General features: G+C 60.2%; 13 protein-coding genes. 12 read left to right on the top strand and 1 reads right to left on the bottom strand.

The window, feature by feature from the left end:
• Nucleotides 1–88: 88 nt before the first annotated feature.
• The 10 genes from edd (at nucleotide 89) to GYM54_RS05075 (ending at nucleotide 11,313) form a co-directional block, all read left to right on the top strand.
• Complete coding sequence (gene edd, locus GYM54_RS05120; protein ID WP_197445750.1) at nucleotides 89–1,918, top strand: phosphogluconate dehydratase; 1,830 nt, start codon at nucleotides 89–91, stop codon at nucleotides 1,916–1,918.
• Nucleotides 1,915–2,886, top strand: coding sequence for a glucokinase (locus tag GYM54_RS05115; protein ID WP_131650489.1), 972 nt, complete (start codon nucleotides 1,915–1,917; stop codon nucleotides 2,884–2,886). Before edd ends, GYM54_RS05115 begins: the two co-directional genes overlap by 4 nt.
• Before the next feature lie 36 nt (nucleotides 2,887–2,922).
• Nucleotides 2,923–3,657 (top strand): response regulator, encoded by a 735-nt coding sequence (locus GYM54_RS05110; RefSeq protein WP_131650490.1) that lies wholly within the window; start codon nucleotides 2,923–2,925, stop codon nucleotides 3,655–3,657.
• Nucleotides 3,641–5,101: an ATP-binding protein gene (locus GYM54_RS05105; RefSeq protein WP_269453445.1), complete on the top strand. Its 1,461-nt coding sequence runs from the start codon at nucleotides 3,641–3,643 to the stop codon at nucleotides 5,099–5,101. Before GYM54_RS05110 ends, GYM54_RS05105 begins: the two co-directional genes overlap by 17 nt.
• A 168-nt stretch (nucleotides 5,102–5,269) precedes the next feature.
• Nucleotides 5,270–6,520 carry an ABC transporter substrate-binding protein gene (locus tag GYM54_RS05100; protein ID WP_131650492.1) on the top strand — a complete coding sequence of 417 codons (1,251 nt, stop codon included), beginning with the start codon at nucleotides 5,270–5,272 and terminating at the stop codon, nucleotides 6,518–6,520.
• A 141-nt stretch (nucleotides 6,521–6,661) separates the two neighbouring features.
• Complete coding sequence (locus GYM54_RS05095) at nucleotides 6,662–7,570, top strand: carbohydrate ABC transporter permease (protein WP_131650493.1); 909 nt, start codon at nucleotides 6,662–6,664, stop codon at nucleotides 7,568–7,570.
• Nucleotides 7,563–8,408 (top strand): carbohydrate ABC transporter permease, encoded by an 846-nt coding sequence (locus GYM54_RS05090; protein WP_181101428.1) that lies wholly within the window; start codon nucleotides 7,563–7,565, stop codon nucleotides 8,406–8,408. Before GYM54_RS05095 ends, GYM54_RS05090 begins: the two co-directional genes overlap by 8 nt.
• A 10-nt stretch (nucleotides 8,409–8,418) precedes the next feature.
• Nucleotides 8,419–9,576 carry an ABC transporter ATP-binding protein gene (locus tag GYM54_RS05085; protein ID WP_197445751.1) on the top strand — a complete coding sequence of 386 codons (1,158 nt, stop codon included), beginning with the start codon at nucleotides 8,419–8,421 and terminating at the stop codon, nucleotides 9,574–9,576.
• Nucleotides 9,577–9,804: 228 nt separating this feature from the next.
• Entirely contained in the window at nucleotides 9,805–11,028 is a 1,224-nt protein-coding gene (locus tag GYM54_RS05080) for a carbohydrate porin (RefSeq protein ID WP_197445752.1), read from the top strand.
• A 93-nt stretch (nucleotides 11,029–11,121) separates the two neighbouring features.
• Nucleotides 11,122–11,313, top strand: a complete 192-nt coding sequence (locus tag GYM54_RS05075) for a DUF1289 domain-containing protein (RefSeq protein ID WP_197445753.1) — start codon at nucleotides 11,122–11,124, stop codon at nucleotides 11,311–11,313.
• On the opposite strand, the gene GYM54_RS05070 is transcribed toward GYM54_RS05075, so the two are convergent.
• Nucleotides 11,314–12,168, bottom strand: coding sequence for a MurR/RpiR family transcriptional regulator (locus tag GYM54_RS05070; RefSeq protein WP_177493050.1), 855 nt, complete (start codon nucleotides 12,166–12,168; stop codon nucleotides 11,314–11,316).
• Between the two features lie 162 nt (nucleotides 12,169–12,330).
• Between GYM54_RS05070 and zwf the strand changes: the two genes are divergently transcribed.
• Nucleotides 12,331–13,800, top strand: a complete 1,470-nt coding sequence (zwf, locus tag GYM54_RS05065) for a glucose-6-phosphate dehydrogenase (protein ID WP_131650499.1) — start codon at nucleotides 12,331–12,333, stop codon at nucleotides 13,798–13,800.
• Nucleotides 13,787–14,500 (top strand): 6-phosphogluconolactonase, encoded by a 714-nt coding sequence (pgl, locus tag GYM54_RS05060; protein ID WP_181101434.1) that lies wholly within the window; start codon nucleotides 13,787–13,789, stop codon nucleotides 14,498–14,500. Before zwf ends, pgl begins: the two co-directional genes overlap by 14 nt.

Raw genomic sequence — 14,500 nt, 5'->3', positions numbered from 1 at the left:
CAAGATTATTCCTGTCAGAATAGAAATCAAGCCCGTATTCACGTTGTTTTGTTGATAAAACCAAAGATTAATATGCAGGAGTGATGGCATGCACCCGCGGATTCAAGAGGTTACCGAACGTTTGATCGAGCGCAGCCGGCCAACCCGGCAGCGCTACCTTGCCCAGATGGCCGGCGCGGCGAGCGATGGGCCTCAGCGCGGCAGACTCCAATGCGCCAACTTCGCACATGGTGTGGCGGGTTGTGCATCCGCTGGCGACAAGCAGAAGCTGCGCCTGATGGACGAGGCCAACGTGGCGATCGTCTCGGCCTACAACGACATGCTGTCTGCGCACCAGCCGTACGAGCACTTTCCTGAAATCATCAAGCAGGCGTTGCGTGACGTCGGTTCGGTCGGACAATTCGCCGGCGGCGTGCCGGCCATGTGCGACGGCGTCACCCAGGGCGAGGCGGGGATGGAGCTGAGCCTGGCCAGTCGTGAAGTGATCGCTATGGCCACTGCCATCGCGCTGTCACACAACATGTTCGATGCGGCGCTCTACCTGGGTATTTGCGACAAGATCATCCCGGGCCTGATGATCGGCGCCTTGCGCTTCGGTCATCTGCCGGCGGTATTCGTGCCTGGCGGGCCGATGCCATCGGGCATTCCCAACAAACAGAAGGCCGAGGTTCGTCAGCGTTACGCCGAAGGCAAGGCCAGCCGCGAGGAGCTGCTAGAGTCGGAAATGCTTTCCTATCACAGCCCCGGCACCTGCACCTTCTACGGCACGGCGAACACCAATCAGGTGGTGATGGAAATCATGGGCCTGCACTTGCCGGGCTCGTCCTTCGTCAATCCCTACACGCCGCTGCGTGACGAGCTCACCCGCGAGGCGGCGCGCCAGGTGACTCGCCTGACGCCGCAGTCCGGCGACTACCTGCCGCTGTGCAAGATCGTCGACGAGAAGGCGATCATCAATTCGGTGGTGGCACTCAATGCCACCGGTGGTTCAACCAACCACACGCTGCATATTCCCGCATTTGCCCAAGCCGCCGGCATTCAGCTGACCTGGCAAGACATGGCTGACATTTCAGCGGTGACGCCGACCTTGGCGAAGGTCTATCCCAATGGCCAGGCCGACGTGAACCATTTCCATGCATGCGGCGGCGTGCCGTTCATGGTTCGCACGTTACTCGACGCCGGCTTGCTGCATGAGGACGTTTACACGGTCGTGGGTCAGGGGTTGAAGCGCTACACCCAGGAACCTTTCCTTGAAGGCGATGCGCTGGTTTGGAAGGAAGGTCCGGCTAACAGCCTCGACGAAGCGATCTTGCGCCCGGTTGAACGTGCCTTCTCTCCCGAAGGCGGCCTGCGTGTGCTGGAGGGCAACCTCGGCCGTAGCGTGACCAAGATATCGGCGGTCGCACCGGAGCACCGCGTGGTTGAGGCGCCGGCTCGAGTGTTCAGCGACCAGAGCGAACTGGCCCAGGCGTTCATGAACGGCGAGCTAGAAAAAGATTTCGTTGCCGTGGTGCGCTTCCAAGGACCCAAGGCCAACGGCATGCCGGAGCTGCACAAGCTGACGCCGTTCCTCGGTGTCTTGCAGGATCGCGGCCACAAGGTGGCGTTGGTTACCGACGGTCGCATGTCTGGCGCGTCGGGCAAGGTGCCGGCAGCCATTCACGTCAGCCCCGAGGCGCTCGATGGCGGACCGCTGTGCCGCTTGCGTGACGGTGATGTCATCCGGGTCGACGGCGAGACGGGCGAGTTGCGCGTACTGGTTGATCAGGTTGAGTTCGATAGCCGTGAGCCTGTGACGGCGCCCAGTGATCTGGGGATCGGCTGTGGTCGCGAACTGTTCGGTTTCATGCGGGCGGCCTTCAGTCCGGCTGAGAAAGGCGCGAGTGCGTTTACCGAAGGGCTGGAGGTGCTCAAGTGACGGCACTGGTAGGCGATATTGGCGGCACCAATGCCCGCTTCGCACTCTGGCGCGACCAGCGAGTCGAGTCGGTGCGGGTGCTGCCGACCGTTGAGTATCCGCGTCCGGAAGACGCCATTCGTGCTTACCTGCACGGTGTCGGTCAGAGTGTCGAGGCGCTTCAGGCGGTTTGCTTGGCCTGTGCCGGGCCGGTTTCTGGCGATGAGTTCGCATTCACGAACAATCACTGGCGTCTGAGCCGCAAGGCTTTTTGCGAAGATCTTGGGCTGAGCGATCTGCTGCTAATTAACGATTTCACGGCCATGGCGCTGGGCATGACCCGCCTGCGCGATGGCGAACTGATCGAGGTGTGCCCCGGGCAGTCCGAGGCGGGCCGTGCACGCCTGGTCATCGGACCCGGCACCGGGCTCGGAGTCGCCACATTGTTGCCATTGGCAGATGGAGACTGGCGAGCGCTGCCGGGGGAAGGCGGGCACGTCTGCCTGCCGATCGGCACGACCCGTGAGGCCGCATTGTGGGCGCACCTGCATGAAAAGCTCGGTCATGTGAATGCCGAGGCGATCCTCAGCGGGGGCGGGTTGTTGGAGCTCTATCGAGCCAGTTGCGCGCTCGATGGTGAGGCGCCTCGTCTGACTACACCCGCCGAGGTTACCGCCGCTGCGCTGGCGGGCGATGCATACGCCGAGGCGGTGCTGGAACAATTTTGTGCCTGGTTGGGTCGGATCGCCGGTGACAACGTGCTGACGACTGGCGCACGCGGCGGTGTCTACATTGCCGGGGGCATCGTGCCGCGCTTCGTCGAGTTCTTCGCGCGCAGCGGCTTTAGCCAAAGTTTTCGCGACAAGGGCTGCATGAGCCGGTACTTTGACGACGTTCCGGTCTGGGTGGTGACAGCCGAATACCCGGGACTGGAAGGCGCAGGCGTTGCCTTGCAGCAATTGTTGGGGGACACACCGGGCGAGCGCTGAGCCGCATCGAAACGAGAACAAGAGAAGGGACGCAGAGTGAACCAGGCCGGACGATCCATTTTGCTGGTCGATGACGACCAGGAAATTCGCGAACTGTTGGACACCTACCTCAGCCGATCTGGCTTTCATGTGCGCACCGTGGCCGATGGCGCGCAGTTTCGCGAGGCGATGGCCGACGATCCGGCCGATCTGGTCATTCTCGACGTGATGCTGCCGGATGAAGATGGCTTCAGTCTTTGCCGCTGGGTTCGGGGTCACCAACGTCTGGCCCAGATGCCGATCATCATGCTGACCGCCAGTTCCGATGAGACCGATCGGGTCATCGGGCTGGAGCTGGGCGCCGACGATTACCTGGGCAAGCCTTTCAGTCCTCGTGAGTTGCTGGCACGAATCAAGGCGCTGCTTCGCCGCGTCAACTTCGGCCAGGAGCGCACTGGCGACGTGCTCGCATTCGACGAGTGGCGGCTGGATATGGTCAGCCACCGGTTGTTTCATCAGGACGGGGAAGAGGTGTTGCTGTCCGGCGCTGATTTCGCATTGTTGAAACTCTTTCTCGATCATCCGCAACAGATTCTCGACCGCGACACCATTGCCAATGCCACGCGCGGTCGTGAAGTGCTGCCGCTCGAGCGCATCGTCGACATGGCGGTCAGTCGCCTGCGCCAACGGCTGCGCGACACCGGCAAGTGCCCTCGATTGATCCGTACCGTTCGCGGTAGTGGTTACCTGCTCGCCGCCCAGGTTGCGCCGCATCATGACTCGCTTGGCTAAGCGCCGATGGTTGCCCGTGCCGCGCTCGCTGCTCGGCCGGATGCTCTTTCTGACACTGCTGGTCGTGCTGGTGGCGCAGGCGTTGTCGAGTTTCATCTGGGTGTCGCAGCTGCGTGCAAGCCAGATGGAAGGCTTGCTGACCAGTGCTCGAAGCCTGGCGCATTCCATGTCCGCCAGCGTCAGCTATTTCCGCTCGCTGCCGCTGGGCTATCGACCGCTGGTGCTCGATCAGTTGCGCAGCATGGGCGGTACGCGCTTCTTCGTATCGCTGAATGACAAACCTTTGGACATGCGGATTCTGCCGCCGACCGAGCGCAAGCAGGCGGTGCTGGCGGAGGTGGACGCCGTGCTTCGCGAGCGCCTCGGCAACGACGCGGACATGTCGGTCAACTTCGTCAGTCCCAATGATCTGCGGATTTTCAACGGCGGGCTGAAGCTCGACGAGTTGCCGCGATCCTGGGCGCATTACGCGCTGAGTCTGGAACCCCTGAATCCACCCGTGCTGGTGACGCAAATTCAAATCGCGCCTGGCGAGTGGCTGTATCTCGCGTCGCTGATGCCGGCGCCCTACGTCAGCCTGGAAGACGAGGGCATCCCGAACCAGCAGCTCTGGTTCATCTTTCTCACTACCAGCTTTCTGTTGTTGTTCATCGGCATTCTTGTGCACTGGCAGAGCCGCCCGCTCAAGCGACTGGCGCAGGCGGCGCGGGAGATGTCGCTGGGCAGCGAAGTGGAGCTGCTGCCCGAGGCGGGCGGCAGCGAGGTGGTAGAGGTCAGCCGGGCATTCAACAGTATGCGCGAGCGCATCGGGCGTTACCTGACCGAGCGCGCCCAGCTGTTCAGCGCCATCTCGCATGACCTGCGCACGCCGATCACCCGGTTGCGTCTGCGGGTGGAATTGCTGGAGAACCCGGCCCTGCAGCACAAGTTCAGCCGTGATCTCGATGAGCTTGAATTGCTCGTCAAGGGTGCGCTGCAATGCGTCAAGGACACCGACATACACGAAAATATCGAGCCGCTGGATCTGAACCTACTACTCGATTGCGTCACCGAACCTTACCTCGCGCCCGCTGGCAACGGCCGTGTCACGGTGCACGGCCAGGCGGTCACCGCCTATGCGGGCAAGCCGCTGGCGCTCAAGCGCTGTATCGGCAACTTGCTGGATAACGCGCTGAAATATGGCGAGCGAGCGCACCTGCGTATCGACGATGACGGCGAGACCTTTGTGCTGCATGTCGACGATGAGGGGCCCGGCGTTCCGCAGGCATGGTTGCAGCAGGTGTTCGAGCCGAATTTTCGTCTAGCGGCCAAGCAGCCTGGGTATGGCCTCGGTCTTGGCATCGCCCGCAACATCGCACACGCCCATGGCGGGGAAATCGGCCTGCGCAATCTCCCCGAGGGTGGGCTTCGCGTGACCTTGAGCCTGCCGCGACATGCTGAGTGAGCCGCCTTCAATCAACGCTTGTTGCGGTCGTTACACAGGCAACCGCTTTGTAACCAAGCGGTGACCATTCGCTATCCCTTCGTTACCTGCCGCTCTCTCTGGCGCGCCTAGAATCGGTGCAGCGCAAGCAGAGACTTGCACCGAAAACAAAAAGAAAAAGGAAGACAAATGAACACGATCCATCGTCTGGTTACCGCTGTTTCCCTCGCTTCTCTCGTTCCCTTCGCTCACGCCGGTGAGGTCGAAGTCTTGCATTGGTGGACTTCTGGAGGTGAGAAGCGCGCCGCCGATACGCTGCAGCGACTTGTCGAAGAGCAAGGCCATACCTGGAAGGATTTCGCTGTCGCCGGTGGCGGTGGTGAGGCCGCCATGACGGTGCTCAAGACGCGCGCCGTCTCCGGTAACGCACCGGCTGCCGCTCAGATCAAAGGGCCCGATATTCAGGAGTGGGGCGAACTGGGCCTGCTGACCGATCTAAACGATGTGGCCGAGCAGGCCAAATGGGATGAGCTGCTCCCCAAGCAGGTCTCGACTGCAATGAAGTACGACGGTGACTACGTGGCGGTGCCGGTCAACGTACACCGGGTCAACTGGCTGTGGATCAACCCCGACGTCTTCGAGAAAGCCGGTGCGAAGCCGCCGCACAGCCTCGATGAGTTTTTCGCTGCTGCGGACAAGCTCAAAGCCGCCGGCTTCATGCCCCTGGCTCATGGCGGCCAGCCTTGGCAGGACGGCACCGTTTTCGAAGATCTGGCATTGGCGGTCCTCGGTCCGGAGGACTTCCGCAAGGCGTTCGTCGATCTGGACCGTGATGTGCTAACCGGCGACAAAATGGTCGAGGCGTTCGCCGCGCTGAAAAAGCTGCGCAGCTACGTCGACAACAACGCCGCGGGCCGCGACTGGAACAGCGCCACCGCGATGGTCATGAACGGCAAGGCCGGCATGCAAATCATGGGTGACTGGGCCAAGAGCGAGTGGAGCGCGGCGAACAAGATCGCTGGTGACGATTACCAGTGTCTACCGTTCCCCGGTACCGAGGGCAGCTTTACCTACAACATCGACTCGTTGGCGATGTTCAAGCTCAGCAAGGACGAGGATCGCCAGGCGCAGAAGGATCTGGCACGGACGGTTCTGGAACCTGAGTTCCAGCAGTTCTTCAACCAGAACAAGGGCTCAATCCCCGTGCGTCTGGACCAGGACATGAGCGAATTCGACGTCTGCGCCCAGCAGTCGATGAAAGACTTCAAGGACTCTGCGCAAGGTCCGGGTCTGGTACCGAGTCTGGCGCACGGCATGGCGGCCTCCAGCTATGTGCAGGGTGCGGTGTTCGACGTGGTCACCAACTTCTTCAACGATCCGTCTGCCGATCCGAAGAAAGCGGCGCAGCAACTGGCTGCGGCGATTCAGGCAGTTCAATAGCGTATTGGCCGCTTCGGCGGCCTTTTTTCCTGACGCATCGAACCTCACGGCCAGCCCCTCGACTGGTCGTGACGGGCAAGTCGTGCCCATGAACAACGATTGGAGCCGCTTTATGGATCCTGTACCCCCACGGAGCCAGACATGAGCTCAACTGCTGTCTTCACCAAAGCCTCACCGCTGGATGCCTTGCAGAACTGGCTGCCCAAACTGGTGTTGGCGCCGAGCATGCTGATCGTGCTGGTCGGGTTCTACGGTTACATCTTCTGGACGTTCCTGCTCTCGTTTACCAACTCGCGTTTCATGCCCAGCTACAAATGGGTTGGGCTGGCGCAATACGAACGTCTCTGGAACAACGACCGCTGGTGGGTGGCCAGTAAAAACCTGCTGGTGTTCGGCGGGTTGTTCATCACTATTAGCCTAGTCATCGGCGTACTGCTGGCGGTGCTGCTGGATCAGCGCATTCGCCGCGAAGGCTTCATTCGCACCGTCTACCTATACCCCATGGCCTTGTCGATGATCGTCACCGGTACGGCCTGGAAGTGGCTGCTCAATCCCGGGCTCGGGATCGACAAGATGCTGCGCGATTGGGGCTGGGAAGGGTTTCGCTTCGACTGGTTGGTGGATCCGGATCGCGTCGTCTATTGCCTGGTAATCGCCGCGGTCTGGCAAGCTTCCGGCTTTGTCATGGCGCTCTTTCTTGCCGGTTTGCGTGGTGTCGATCAATCCATCGTTCGGGCTGCGCAGATCGACGGGGCGAGCCTGCCGAGTATCTATCTGCGAATCATTCTACCGAGTCTGAGGCCGGTATTCTTCAGCGCCTTGATGATCCTCGCGCATATTGCGATCAAGGCATTCGATCTCGTGGCGGCAATGACTGCGGGCGGCCCAGGCTATGCCTCTGATCTGCCGGCGATGTTCATGTACGCCCATACCTTCACCCGCGGGCAGATGGGGCTGGGCGCGGCCAGTGCGATTCTCATGCTCGGTGCGGTGATGGCGATCGTCGTGCCCTATCTCTATTCGGAACTGAGGAACAAGCGCCATGACTAGCCTCGTAGGGCGAAAGCGCCTGACATTCAGCCGGGTGGCGATCTACGCGACGCTGTTGGTGGCGGTGGCGATGTATCTGGTGCCGCTGGTGGTCATGCTGCTGACCAGCTTCAAGACGCCCGATGACATCCGGACCGGCAACCTGTTGTCGTGGCCGGATGTGATGACGGTCATCGGCTGGGTCAAAGCCTGGGACGCGGTTGGAGGCTATTTCTGGAACTCGGTAAAGATCACCGTGCCCGCCGTAATCATCTCCACGCTGCTTGGCGCGCTCAATGGCTACGTGCTGGCGATGTGGCGCTTTCGCGGGTCGCAGCTGTTCTTCGGCTTGCTGCTGTTCGGATGCTTTCTACCGTTCCAGGTGATCCTGCTGCCGGCGTCCTTCACGCTGGGCCAACTCGGCCTGGCCAACACGACGCCGGGGCTGGTGTTGGTGCATCTGGTCTACGGCCTGGCGTTCACTACGCTGTTCTTCCGCAACTTCTACGTCAGCGTGCCGAACGCCCTGATTCGCGCCGCACGGCTGGACGGGGCGGGTTTCTTCACGATTTTCGGCAGGATTCTGCTGCCCATGTCCATCCCGACCATCATGGTCTGTCTGATCTGGCAGTTCACTCAGATCTGGAACGACTTTCTGTTCGGTGTGGTGTTCGCCAGTGGCGATACCCAGCCGATTACCGTGGCGTTGAACAACCTGGTTAACACCAGCACGGGTGCCAAGGAATACAACGTCGATATGGCTGCGGCGATGATCGCCGGGCTGCCAACGCTGGTGGTGTACATCCTCGCCGGCAAGTATTTCCTGCGCGGGCTTACGGCCGGCGCGGTCAAGGGTTAGGAGAACGACCATGGCTGCACTTGAACTCAGCAACGTTCGCAAGAGCTACGCCGGAAGCAACAATGACACCCTGAAGGATATCGACCTGAAGATTGGCGATGGAGAATTCCTGATCCTTGTTGGCCCTTCGGGTTGCGGCAAATCAACCTTGATGAACTGCATCGCCGGGCTGGAGGACATCACGGGGGGCGAGATTCGCGTCGATGGCGCTGACATCAGTACCGCCAGTCCCAAGGATCGGGACATCGCCATGGTGTTCCAGTCCTATGCGCTGTATCCGACCATGACGGTGCGGGAGAACATCGCCTTTGGCCTGAAGATGCGCAAGGTGCCGGCGGCCAAGATTGAAGAGGAAGTGTCGCGCGTTGCCCAGTTGCTACAGATCGAGCACCTTCTGGAGCGTAAGCCCTCGCAGCTGTCCGGCGGTCAGCAGCAGCGTGTGGCCATGGGTCGCGCATTGGCGCGGCGGCCGAAGATTTATCTATTCGATGAGCCGTTGTCCAACCTCGACGCAAAACTGCGGGTCGAGATGCGCACGGAGATCAAGTTGATGCATCAGCGATTGAAGACGACGACGGTCTATGTCACTCACGATCAGATCGAGGCGATGACGCTCGGCGACAAGGTCGCGGTGATGAAAGATGGTGTCGTCCAGCAGTTCGGGACGCCGAAGGACATTTATAACAACCCGGCCAACCTATTCGTGGCGAGTTTCATCGGTTCGCCGCCGATGAACTTCGTGCCGCTGCGCTTGAGCAAGCAGAGCGGTGGCTGGAGTGCGCTGCTGGAAAGCGGTCAGGATCGCTGCGAACTACCGCTGAAGCTTGCCGACGGCGAATCGCTGGAAGGGCGGGATGTGATTCTGGGTATCCGGCCCGAGCAAATCGGCATTGGTGCCGCAGGTGATTTGCCTTCGCTGCGTGCAGAAGTGCAGGTGATCGAGCCGACCGGGCCGGACACCATGATCTTCGTAAGCCTTAACCAGACCAAAGTATGTTGCCGCCTGGCACCGGACGCGGCGCCAAACCCCGGAGAAACATTGACGCTGCAGTTCGAGCCGGACAAGGTCCTGCTGTTCGATGCGCAGACGGGTGAGCGGCTGGGCGTCGCGCCGGGGAATGGAGCGGCGGGGCGCAACGGAACGGTCGCACGGTTGGTCGCCCGCTGAGTGGGCGCTTTGCTCGGATGAAAAAAGCCCGGTGGCGGGGTGTCTGCGTACCGGCGCCGAACGCGTCCAGATGGTATTCATGCATTGCTCCAGCGGTTGCAGCGAACACCGCTGGGCATGACGACTCGAACCGCAGTGAGCATGAGGCTGACATGCGGGTCGGAAAGGAGAGCCTTCACCGGCTCAATCCAACGGCAGTAACAACAATAAGAGCTAATTGGAGCGGATATGAAAAAAACCACACGCCTGGGTCTCGCGGTAGCGCTGGGCAGTCTCGCCATTCCGTTTACCGTTCAGGCACTGGATTTCAATGGTTACGTGCGCAGTGGCATTGGAGAATCGAGCGGTAGCGATTCGCAAGCCTGTTTCCAGTTGCCTGGAGCCCCGTCCAAGTATCGCCTCGGCAACGAGTGCGAACAGTACGCGGAGCTGGGTTTGAGGCAGGACTTGTTCACGCTCGACGATGGTTCGGTGCTGAGCGTGGAGGGCATGGCGGCGCTCTACAACGAATATGACCATACGCCGAAATTCACCGGGGACCATGGTTGGGCGAGGTTGGTGCAGGCCTATGCCGAATGGAGCAAGGTGCCGGCACTCAACGGAGGTTCGCTGTGGGCAGGGCGACGTTTCTATAAGCGAAATGACATCCACATCTCCGATTTCTACTACTGGAACCAGAGCGCCACTGGTGCCGGCATCGAGGATATGGAGATCGGCGGGCTGAAATACAGCTACGCCTTTTCACGCAAGGACAGCGTGTTCCAGGACAACTACATCAATCGCCACGATTTCAACGTCGGCGGCTTCGACAGCAATCCGGGCGGCGAACTGGAGTTCGGTGTCAGCTATATCGACGAGCCGGACCGTGACGACGCCAATAGTGGCTGGGCCGTTACCGTGCAGCACAAGCAGATCGGATTCCTGGGAGGCAGCAATACCTTGGCTGTGCAGTACGGCGAAGGGCCGGGCACGGGTCTTGGGTATACCGGCGACGTGACGCTGGGCAGCAGCGACACGAGCTGGCGAGTGGTCGAGTTCTTCGACTGGCAAGTGACGCCGCGTTTCGGTGGGCAGTTCCAGGCGGTGTACCAAAAGGACAAGCGCCAGAACGGTGGCGATCAGGACTGGATATCGGTTGGCGTGCGCCCGGTCTATGCCTTGACTGAGCAATTCAAGCTGGTCGCCGAAGTCGGACATGATCAGATCGACGCACCGGAAGGCACCCGAAAGCTAACCAAATTCACTGTGGCTCCGACCTGGTCACCGGCAGGTCCTGAGTTCTGGGCTCGTCCGGAGGTGCGCCTGTATTACACCTATGCTCAGTGGAACGACGCGGCGCAGGATGCGGCCAATCTGATGGCTGCTAGCTCCGCGCTGTCGGACACCGGCGCTTTCGGCGGCGATCAGCATGGGTCGAACTTTGGCGTGCAGGTCGAATACTGGTGGGACTGATCACGCTGATAGCCTGATTTTGTTAGAACCTCTGGGTGAAGAGGGCTTCTACTGACCCGAGCGGTAGAGTCCTCAACTGAACCGGAGGTGGCTTTGAGCGACAAGGCGAAGAACCCTTGCATCAGCGTTTGTAAGCTCAAGGACGACATCTGCATTGGCTGCGGACGCAGCCGGGACGAGATGAAGGCCTGGAAGGGCATGAAAAACAAGGAACGCAAGGCGGTCAACGAGTTGGCCGCCGAGCGGCTGAAAGCGCTGGGGAAGGCAAGGAAGAAAAAGAAGTGATCAGCTCTCTTCGGTTGGATAACGGGTCGCCATCAGACTTTCCTTGATCTTTCGCAGGTGTGGCTGGAAATCGACACCCCGGCGCAAGGTCACGCCAGCGGCCAGCGCGTCGAGCACGGTCAGTTGAATGATCCGTGAGGTCATCGGCATATAGATGTCGGTGTCTTCAGGTAGAGGTATGTCCAGGCTCAGCGTGCAGACCCTGGCCAGTTGGGAATCCGCAGCAGTCATTCCCAGCACCGAAGCACCATTGTCGCGTGCGATCGTTGCGGCCTCCACCAGTTCGCGGGTACGCCCGGTATAGGAAATGATCACGAAAAGATCCCCGGTATGCGCTACCGACGCCAGCATGCGCTGCATGAGCACGTCGCTGTGGGCGGTCACCGGAAGGTTGAAGCGAAAGAATTTGTGCTGTGCATCCAGCGCGACGGATGCAGAGGCGCCGAGTCCGAAGAAATGAATCTGGCGTGCCTGAATCATCAAGTCTACGGCGTGGCTGATAGCCTGAGGGTCGATAGCCTGACAGGCGCTGTCGAGCGAAGCGATAGTGCTGCCGAAGATTTTTCGTGTATAGGCTTCTGGGCCGTCGTCGGCCTCCACTGCGCGACTGACATAGGCAGCGCCGCTCGCCAGGCTCTGAGCCAGTTGGATCTTGAGTGCGGGATAACCTGCTGCGCCGAACGAACGGCAGAAGCGGTTTACCGTAGGCTCACTGACCTTGGCCGTCTGGGCCAGCGCCGCAATGCTGTAACGAGTGGCCTGCTGCGGGTCGCTCAGTATCACCTCCGCGACTTTCCGCTCCGCTTTGTTCAGCTCGTCGAGCTGATTTTTTATCTGTTCCAAGAGATTTTTCATGCGATCCATGTCTCTTCTTTCAAGGGGTCGCGCCTTCAGCTCTTCAAAAAGCTGATACGAGGCGCGAAAAAATCGGGTTATGTTGTTTTAATGACAACATTATCTGCTTAAACTGCACTTACAAAACCTGTAACGCAGCCTAATTTGGTTAATACAAAAAACATGCCTGCTATTACCGTTGACGCAACTACCTTTGCTTTGTTCGGCGCCTTAGGCGACCTGGCGCTGCGCAAGCTGTTTCCGGCACTTTACCAGCTGGATCGAGCGGGACTCCTCAACAGCGATACGCGCATATTGGCGCTTTCTCGCGATAAAGGAGAGCCTTCGGCTCATCTGGAGCGGATTGATCAGGCGTTACGCCGATACATTCCTGCCGCACAGCTGGACGAAACGGCGCTCTCGCGGTTTCAAGCGCGGCTGGAGTACATCACGATGGACTTCCGCAGCGCCCAGGACTACGCAGCGCTGGCCGAAACGGTGTCGCGCGACATGCCGCTGATCGCCTATTTTGCTACGCCGGCGGCGGTTTATGGCGCGATATGCGAGCACCTCGCGGCGGTCGGACTGGCTGAGCAGACCCGCGTGGTGCTGGAAAAGCCGATCGGCCATGATCTCGAATCATCTCGGGTGGTTAACGACGCGGTTGCGCAATATTTTCCCGAAACGCGTATCTACCGGATCGACCACTATCTAGGCAAGGAGACGGTCCAGAACCTGATTGCGCTGCGCTTCGCCAACAGCTTGTTCGAGACGCAGTGGAACCAGCATCACATCTCGCACGTCGAGATCACCGTCGCGGAAACCGTCGGTATCGAAGGGCGTTGGGGCTATTTCGATCAGGCCGGACAGCTGCGTGACATGATTCAAAACCATCTGTTGCAGCTGCTGTGCCTGATTGCGATGGACCCGCCAAGCGACCTCACCGCCGACAGCATTCGCGATGAGAAAGTGAAGGTGCTCAAGGCGTTGGCGCCGATCACGCCGGAGCGTCTGGGTAAACAAGTGGTGCGCGGTCAGTATGTGGCTGGCTCGGTCGGCGGCAAGGCTGTGCCGGGCTATCTGGAAGAGGAAAACTCCAACGCCGAAAGCAGCACCGAAACCTTCGTCGCGCTGCGTGCCGATATCTGCAACTGGCGCTGGTCCGGTGTGCCGTTCTATCTGCGGACCGGCAAGCGCATGGGCGAAAAGGTTTCGCAGATCGTCATCCATTTCAAGGAACCGCCGTTCTACATCTTCGCGCCTGAGCAACGTTCGCTGATCAGCAACCGCTTGATCATCCGCTTGCAGCCGGATGAAGGCATCTCGCTGCAGGTTATGACCAAAGAGCAAGGGCTCGATAAGGGCATGCATCTTCGTAGCGGGCCGTTGCAGCTGAACTTCTCCGAGACTTACAAGAGTTCGCGGATTCCGGATGCATACGAGCGCCTGCTGCTCGAAGTGATGCAAGGCAATCAGAACCTGTTCGTTCGCAAGGATGAGATCGAGTACGCCTGGAAATGGTGCGATCAACTCATCGACGGCTGGTCGCGCCTTGGTGACGCGCCGAAGGCTTATCCTGCTGGGTCCTGGGGCCCGGTCGCGTCCGTTGCCCTGATTACACGTGATGGGAGGTCCTGGTATGGCGATCTCTGAACTGGAACTGCCGTCGGGGGTGGTTGCCCATAGCCTGCCCGATCCCGACCAGTTGGCACAGGTATTGGCTGACCGCGTTGCCGGGGCGCTGAGTTACGCTGTCGATACTCACGGCAGCGCTAGCCTGGTGATATCGGGTGGACGCAGCCCGATCGCGTTCTTCGAAGCATTGTCGACGCGTCGGCTGGACTGGGCGAAGGTGCAGGTCAGCCTCGCTGACGAACGCTGGGTCGATGTCGACGACCCCGATAGTAACGAAGGTCTGGTGCGGCGCCATCTGTTGCAGAACGCCGCGGCTGATGCGCAGCTGCTCGGCCTTTATCAGCCGGCCGAAACGCTGGAGCAGGCCGCGCAGTTGGCGAATCATCGATTGGCTGACCTCAGCCAGCCTATCGATGTGCTGGTGCTAGGCATGGGTAATGATGGGCATACCGCTTCGTTGTTTCCTAACAGCCCATTGTTGGAGCAAGGGCTTGAGCCCAGCGGCAGTGATCGTTGCCTGCCGATGCTCGCGCCCACTCCGCCGATGCAGCGCCTCAGCATGACCTACCCGTTGCTGGCATCTGCTCGGGTTCAGTGTCTGGCGATCCAGGGCTCGTCCAAGCTGGAGACGCTGCGTCAGGCAATGCGCCTCGAAACCATGCAAATGCCCATCCGTGCATTCCTGCATTCCCCTCTAGAGATCTATTGGTGCCCCTGA

It is taken from the genome of Pseudomonas sp. MTM4 (genome assembly GCF_019355055.1).
GTDB lineage: Bacteria > Pseudomonadota > Gammaproteobacteria > Pseudomonadales > Pseudomonadaceae > Stutzerimonas.
Note: the sequence above shows the minus strand (reverse complement) of the source record. Positions and strands in the feature narration are given on the sequence as shown.

Coding starts and splice junctions, on each gene's coding strand:
- edd (WP_197445750.1), top strand. CDS start 89: ATGCACCCGCGGATTCAAGAGGTTACCGAACGTTTGATCGAGCGCAGC.
- GYM54_RS05105 (WP_269453445.1), top strand. CDS start 3,641: ATGACTCGCTTGGCTAAGCGCCGATGGTTGCCCGTGCCGCGCTCGCTG.
- GYM54_RS05100 (WP_131650492.1), top strand. CDS start 5,270: ATGAACACGATCCATCGTCTGGTTACCGCTGTTTCCCTCGCTTCTCTC.
- GYM54_RS05095 (WP_131650493.1), top strand. CDS start 6,662: ATGAGCTCAACTGCTGTCTTCACCAAAGCCTCACCGCTGGATGCCTTG.
- GYM54_RS05090 (WP_181101428.1), top strand. CDS start 7,563: ATGACTAGCCTCGTAGGGCGAAAGCGCCTGACATTCAGCCGGGTGGCG.
- GYM54_RS05085 (WP_197445751.1), top strand. CDS start 8,419: ATGGCTGCACTTGAACTCAGCAACGTTCGCAAGAGCTACGCCGGAAGC.
- GYM54_RS05080 (WP_197445752.1), top strand. CDS start 9,805: ATGAAAAAAACCACACGCCTGGGTCTCGCGGTAGCGCTGGGCAGTCTC.
- GYM54_RS05070 (WP_177493050.1), bottom strand. CDS start 12,168: ATGAAAAATCTCTTGGAACAGATAAAAAATCAGCTCGACGAGCTGAAC.
- zwf (WP_131650499.1), top strand. CDS start 12,331: ATGCCTGCTATTACCGTTGACGCAACTACCTTTGCTTTGTTCGGCGCC.
- pgl (WP_181101434.1), top strand. CDS start 13,787: ATGGCGATCTCTGAACTGGAACTGCCGTCGGGGGTGGTTGCCCATAGC.